The following is a 5280-nucleotide window of genomic DNA, read 5'->3' as shown; positions in this document are numbered from 1 at the left end:
CTACGAGCTGACCTTCTCCGTCCGCGACACCGGCATCGGCATCCCCACGGACCGGATCGAGCGCCTGTTCGAGTCGTTCAGCCAGGTCGACGTCTCCACGGCCCGGAAGTACGGCGGCACTGGCCTGGGCCTGGCCATCAGCAAGCGGCTGACCGAGTTGATGGGCGGAACGATGAGCGTGGACAGCCGTGAGGGGCACGGCTCGGAGTTCCGGTTCACCGTGCGCGCGCCCTCAGCTGAGAGCGCTGTGCCTCCGCGCCGGGAGCTGCGGGGAACGCAGCCCTCGCTCGACGGCAAGCGTGTGCTGGTAGTGGACGATAACGAGACCAACCGCCGCATCCTCGCCGCGTACCTCGACACCTGGGGCATGGCGGTGCGGATGACCGGCTCGCCGCGCGAGGCCCTCGCCTGGATTCAGGCCGGCGAGCCCTTCGACGCGGGAATCCTCGACATGCACATGCCCGAGCTGGACGGCGTCGCGCTGGCCCGTGCGATCCGCGAGCAGCGCACGGTGGCCACCCTGCCCCTGCTGCTCTTCACCTCGCTGGGCCGCCGCGAGGCGGGCGCCGAGAGCGTGGGCTTCGCGGCCCACCTGACCAAGCCCATCAAGCCATCGCAGCTCTTCGACGCGCTGGCCGCGGCCCTCGTCGGCCAACCGACCCGCGTGGAGAAACGGACGCCGTCCCGGGTCGAGCTCGATTCCGAGATGGCGCAGCGTCACCCGCTCCGGATCCTCCTGGCCGAGGACAACGTCGTGAACCAGAAGCTGGCCCTTCGCCTGCTCGAGCAGATGGGGTACCGCGCGGACATCGCCGCCAACGGGCTCGAAGCCGTGGAGGCCGTCGAGCGGCAGCCGTACGACCTCGTGCTGATGGACGTCCAGATGCCCGAGATGGACGGGCTCGAGGCCTCCCGCGAGATCAACCGACGCTGGCCCGGCGACCGGCGCCCGCGGATCGTGGCGATGACGGCCAACGCGTTGCAGGGCGACCGCGAGCTGTGCCTGGCCGCGGGAATGGACGATTACCTGAGCAAGCCGATCCGCGTGGACGAGCTGGTGACCGCGCTCGAGCGCAGCGCTGTGCGCGGGACGGAGGCGATCCGCGCCGGAGGGCCGGGCGCGAGCGCCCGTCCAGACCGGGCTGCTGCCGACGGGCCCTCGACACCGGTGCTGGACCCCGAGGCGCTGGAACGCCTGCGAGTGAGCATGGGCGCGAGCTTCCTCGAAGAGCTGCTGCCCACCTTCGTGGAGGACTCCCAGGAGATGGTGGGGACGATGCGTCGCGCCCTTACCGCGAAGGACACCGACTCCTTCCGGCGCGCCGCACACTCGCTCAAGTCCAATGCCGCCAGCTTCGGCGCGCTGACGCTGTCCAACCTCGCCAGGGACCTCGAGGCCCTGGCCAAGTCCGGCAGCCTGGAGGGCGCGGGCCCCCGGGTCGAGCGGCTGGCCGGGGAGTGCGAGCGAGTCGTCCGGGCGCTCAGGGAGGTCGAACGTGAGTCCGGGGCGTAACGGCGGCAGCGGCGATCTGCTGGTCGTCGACGACAACCGGGTCAACCGGCTACTCGTGGCCAGGACGCTGGAGCAGCTCGGACACCGTGTGGCCTTCGCGGAGAACGGACGACAAGCGCTGGAGGCGCTCCGCAACCGCCCCCCCGACCTCGTGCTGCTCGACATCGAGATGCCCGAGATGAACGGCTACCAGACGCTCGAGGCGCTCCGGGCCGATCCCAAGCTGCGCGACATTCCCGTCGTCATGATGTCGTCGGTGGACGAGGTCGACAGCGTGGCGCGGTGCATCGAGATGGGCGCCGAGGACTACCTGTTCAAGCCGGTGAACGCGGTGCTGCTCCGGGCCCGGGTCACGGCCAGCCTGGAGAAGAAGCGCCTGCGGGACCAGCACCGGGAGCTGTTCAGGAAGTTCGCCACGGCCGAGGTGGCCGAGGAGCTGCTGGAGACGGGCTTCGCCCTCGGGGGCAAACACGTCGACGCCACCGTGATGTTCTCCGACATCCGCTCGTTCACGAGCCTGGCGGAGTCCCTGCCCCCGGCGGAGACGATCGATCTGCTCAACAGCTACTACACCCTGATGTTCGACGCCATCGGCGGCCAGAGCGGCATCGTCAATCAGATGCTGGGCGACGGCTTGATGGCCGTGTTCGGCGCTCCGCTGCCCCGCCCCGACCACGCGGAGCGGGCGGTGCGCGCGGCCCTGGAGATGCTGGAGCTGATCGCGGGCTTTGACCGCGAGCAGGCCGAGCGGGGCAAGCCGGAGATCCGGATCGGGATCGGGATCGCGTCCGGGCAAGTGATCGCCGGGTACACCGGTACCGAGCGGCGGGTCACCTACACGTGCGTGGGGGACACTGTCAATCTCGCCGCTCACCTGGAGACTCACACAAAGGTGCTCGGACAGCCGATCCTGATCGACGGGAGTACGCGCGCCCGGTTGAGCGCCGGCGTCCGCGTGAAGGATCACGGTCCTGTACAACTCAAGACCCGCGCGCAGCCCGTGCACGTCTACTCCGTCGTTCCCGAGGGCTGAGCATCGGCCCCCCGCCGAGTGCGTGGCGCGCCCTCGCCGCCGCCACCGCGCTCAATGCCCCCCTCGGATCGCTCTACGCGTTCAGCGTGTTCCTGCAGCCGCTGGAGGCGCTGCTGGGGCTGAGCCGCGCCGAGCTCGCCTTCGTCTTCGGCCTGGCCACCGTCGGCTTCGGCGCCGGCATGAACCTGGCGCCTTACGTCTACGGCGCCGCGGCGACCGCCGTCCTGGTGGCGGCCTGCGCGGCGGCCAGCAGCCTGGGCATCGCGCTCGCCGCCACGGCCGACGGGCTGACCCGACTGGCGCTCGGCTACGGCGTGCTCTTCGGCGCCGGGGGTGGCGCCGCCTACATCCTCATGCAGCAGGCGGTGAACCTGGCGGTGACGCGGCGCCAGGGCCTGGTCAACGGGTACATCGTCGCGCTGTACCCGGCGGGCGCCATGATCGCCGCGCCGCTCTTCGGGTGGGCCATTCGCGACTACGGCGTGCGGGCCACCCTGGGCGGGCTGGCCGCGGTGCTGGCTGTCACCGGAATGATCGGCGCGTGGCTGATCGCCCGCTCCGGAGTGACGCTGACGGCAGCGTCGGCCAGCGCCGCGGCGGACGCGGCCGAGCAACGCCGGGCCGTGTTCTGGCGCCTGTGGGTGGTCTTCTTCCTGGCGGCGTCGGCCGGGCTCATGGTGCTCAGCCAGGCCGCCGGCATCATCACCGCCTACGGCGGCGCCACCCGGCTGGCCGTCTACGGCACCACGTTCATCGCCGGCAGCATCGCCGCCGCCCGCGTGGGCGGCGGCTGGATGGTCGACTGGCTCAGCATTCCCGCCGTGGCAGCCGGCGCCCACGCCATCGCGCTCGCCGGCAACGTGGCCTTGACGCTGTGGCCAGGGCCGCAGGTCTCGGTCCTCGCCCTGACGCTCGTGGGGCTGGGGTACGGCCTGATCTCCGGCGTCACCGCGGCGGCGATGGCCGTCTACTGGAGACGCGCGCTCTATGGCCTGGTGGCCAGCCGCATCTACCTGGCCTGGTGTGCCGCCGCCATCGTCCTGCCGGTCGCGGCCGGGCGCCTGTTCGACCTGACCCAGAGCTACGGCACCGCGATCCTGATCGGCGCCGTCGGCAATGTCCTGGGCATCTTGCTCGCCGCCGGGTTGCCCCGCGAGCGCGCTCGATTGCAGCCCCGGCCCGAGAGCGGCTAGGATCCTCAGCCATGAAGATCACCGACGTCACCGTCAAGCGGTACAGCGCCTCGCGTACGCCCCGGACCGATCCCGGCGGCATCCAGATCGTGCAGGTCCAGACCGACGCCGGCGTGACGGGAACGGGGTTCGTCAGCGCCGCGACCGCCACCAGCGACATCGTGGCGAGCCTGATCCGCCGGAACTTGAAGGCCGTGGTGATTGGCGAGGATCCCCTCCTCACCGGGCGGCTCTGGCGGCGCATGCACGACGAGGCCATCCCGCGCCGGGGCGGCGAGGGCCTGGTCCGCACCTGCCTCGCCGCCATCGACTTCGCCCTCTGGGACATCAAGGGCAAGCTCATGAACGCGCCGGTGTCGGCGCTGCTGGGAGACCGGCGCAGCCGCGTCGCGACCTATGCGAACTGCGCGCACCACCTGCCGCCCGACCGGCTGGCCGAGAAGGCCGTCGAGTACGTCAAGCGCGGCCACACCGCGCTCAAGATCCGGGGCACGGCCACCTACGTGTCGCTGCAGGAGGCGACCGAGCGCGTGAAGCACGTCCGCGAGGCGGTCGGGCCGAACGTGAAGATCATGGTCGACGTCAACGGCACCTGGGACGTCGACACCGCGATCCAGCAGCTCCGGCGCTGGGAGCGCTACGACGTGTACTGGCTGGAGGAGCCGGTGCCGCCCGAGGACATCCCGGGCTACGTCCGGATCCGCCAGCGCGCTGGGCACACCTACATCGTCGGCGGCGAGCAGCACGTGGGCGTGCCGGAGTTCCGCCAGCTCATCGAGCAGGGCGCCGTCGACATCGTCCAGCCCAACGCCGCGATCACGGGGGGCATCACCGACTGGCTGCGCATCCACGCCCTGGCCACGCAGGCGAGCGTGCCGGTGTCCCCGTGGAATCTACAGATGGTCCACATCCATCTGGCCGCCGGGCTGCCCAACGTGAAGTGGATCGAGTACTTCATGCCGGACAATCCGCTGTTGGAGTTCCAGAGCCGACTGTTCCGGGGACCGCTCCTGCGCGAGGAGACCACGCCCGAAGGGATCTTCCTCGTTCCGCCCGACACGCCGGGCCTCGGCCTGGAGCTTGACGAGGCGGTGGCCGCCGCCGCCCTCGTGCCGGAGTAGCCCTCAGGTGCCGGGTTCGGCTTCGGCGGCGGCCTTCCGCACGAGCTGCGCCAGCACCTCGTAAGGCTGGGCGCCGACCACGGCGTACCGGCCGGCCACGAACGTGGGCACCCCGGTGATCCCGTACTCGCGCGAGAGCTCCCAGTCCGCGTCGACGGCGTCCTTGAACGTCCGCCGTTCCAGCACCTCGCGGGCGGCATCCACCGGCAGGCCCGTCTGGCGGACGATGTCCAGCAGCACCTCGGGCCGGGAGATGTCGCGGGCCTCCACGAAGTAGGCGCGGAACAGGACGTCGTGCAGGGCCTCGCCGCCCGGCTGGGTGTCGGCCCACTTGCCCAGCTCCTGGGCCAGGCGGCTGTTGTAGGTCATCGTGCGCTCGCCGTAGGGCAGCCCCTCGGCGTCCATGCGCGCCTTCATCTG

The 5280-nt window shown here is 71.1% G+C and carries 5 protein-coding genes; 4 read left to right on the top strand and 1 reads right to left on the bottom strand.

The window, feature by feature from the left end; translation table 11 throughout:
• The 4 genes from VFR64_04435 to VFR64_04420 form a co-directional block, all read left to right on the top strand.
• On the top strand, window positions 1-1513 hold a 1513-nt coding region (locus VFR64_04435; GenBank protein HET9488988.1), incomplete at its 5' end, for a response regulator.
• The gene (locus VFR64_04430; protein HET9488987.1) at window positions 1497-2546 is read left to right on the top strand and encodes an adenylate/guanylate cyclase domain-containing protein; all 1050 of its coding nucleotides are present in this window, start codon (window positions 1497-1499) and stop codon (window positions 2544-2546) included. The genes VFR64_04435 and VFR64_04430, both read left to right, overlap by 17 nt.
• Complete coding sequence (locus VFR64_04425) at window positions 2543-3739, top strand: MFS transporter (GenBank protein HET9488986.1); 1197 nt, start codon at window positions 2543-2545, stop codon at window positions 3737-3739. The genes VFR64_04430 and VFR64_04425 overlap by 4 nt, the downstream gene beginning before the upstream one ends.
• 11 nt (window positions 3740-3750) lie before the next feature.
• Window positions 3751-4860 carry a mandelate racemase/muconate lactonizing enzyme family protein gene (locus tag VFR64_04420; GenBank protein HET9488985.1) on the top strand — a complete coding sequence of 370 codons (1110 nt, stop codon included), beginning with the start codon at window positions 3751-3753 and terminating at the stop codon, window positions 4858-4860.
• 3 nt (window positions 4861-4863) lie between these two features.
• On the opposite strand, the gene VFR64_04415 is transcribed toward VFR64_04420, so the two are convergent.
• Window positions 4864-5280 (bottom strand): DsbA family protein (locus VFR64_04415; GenBank protein HET9488984.1); only part of this gene is annotated, 417 nt, incomplete at its 5' end.

The sequence above is a fragment of the Candidatus Methylomirabilota bacterium genome (assembly GCA_035709005.1).
In the GTDB taxonomy this organism is placed as follows: domain Bacteria; phylum Methylomirabilota; class Methylomirabilia; order Rokubacteriales; family CSP1-6; genus 40CM-4-69-5.
The sequence above is the reverse complement of the archived record's forward strand: the minus strand, read 5'-3'. Positions and strand labels throughout refer to the sequence as shown.

Excerpts from the sequence above, each read along its gene's own strand:
- VFR64_04420 (HET9488985.1), top strand. The coding sequence starts at position 3,751 with ATGAAGATCACCGACGTCACCGTCAAGCGGTACAGCGCCTCGCGTACG.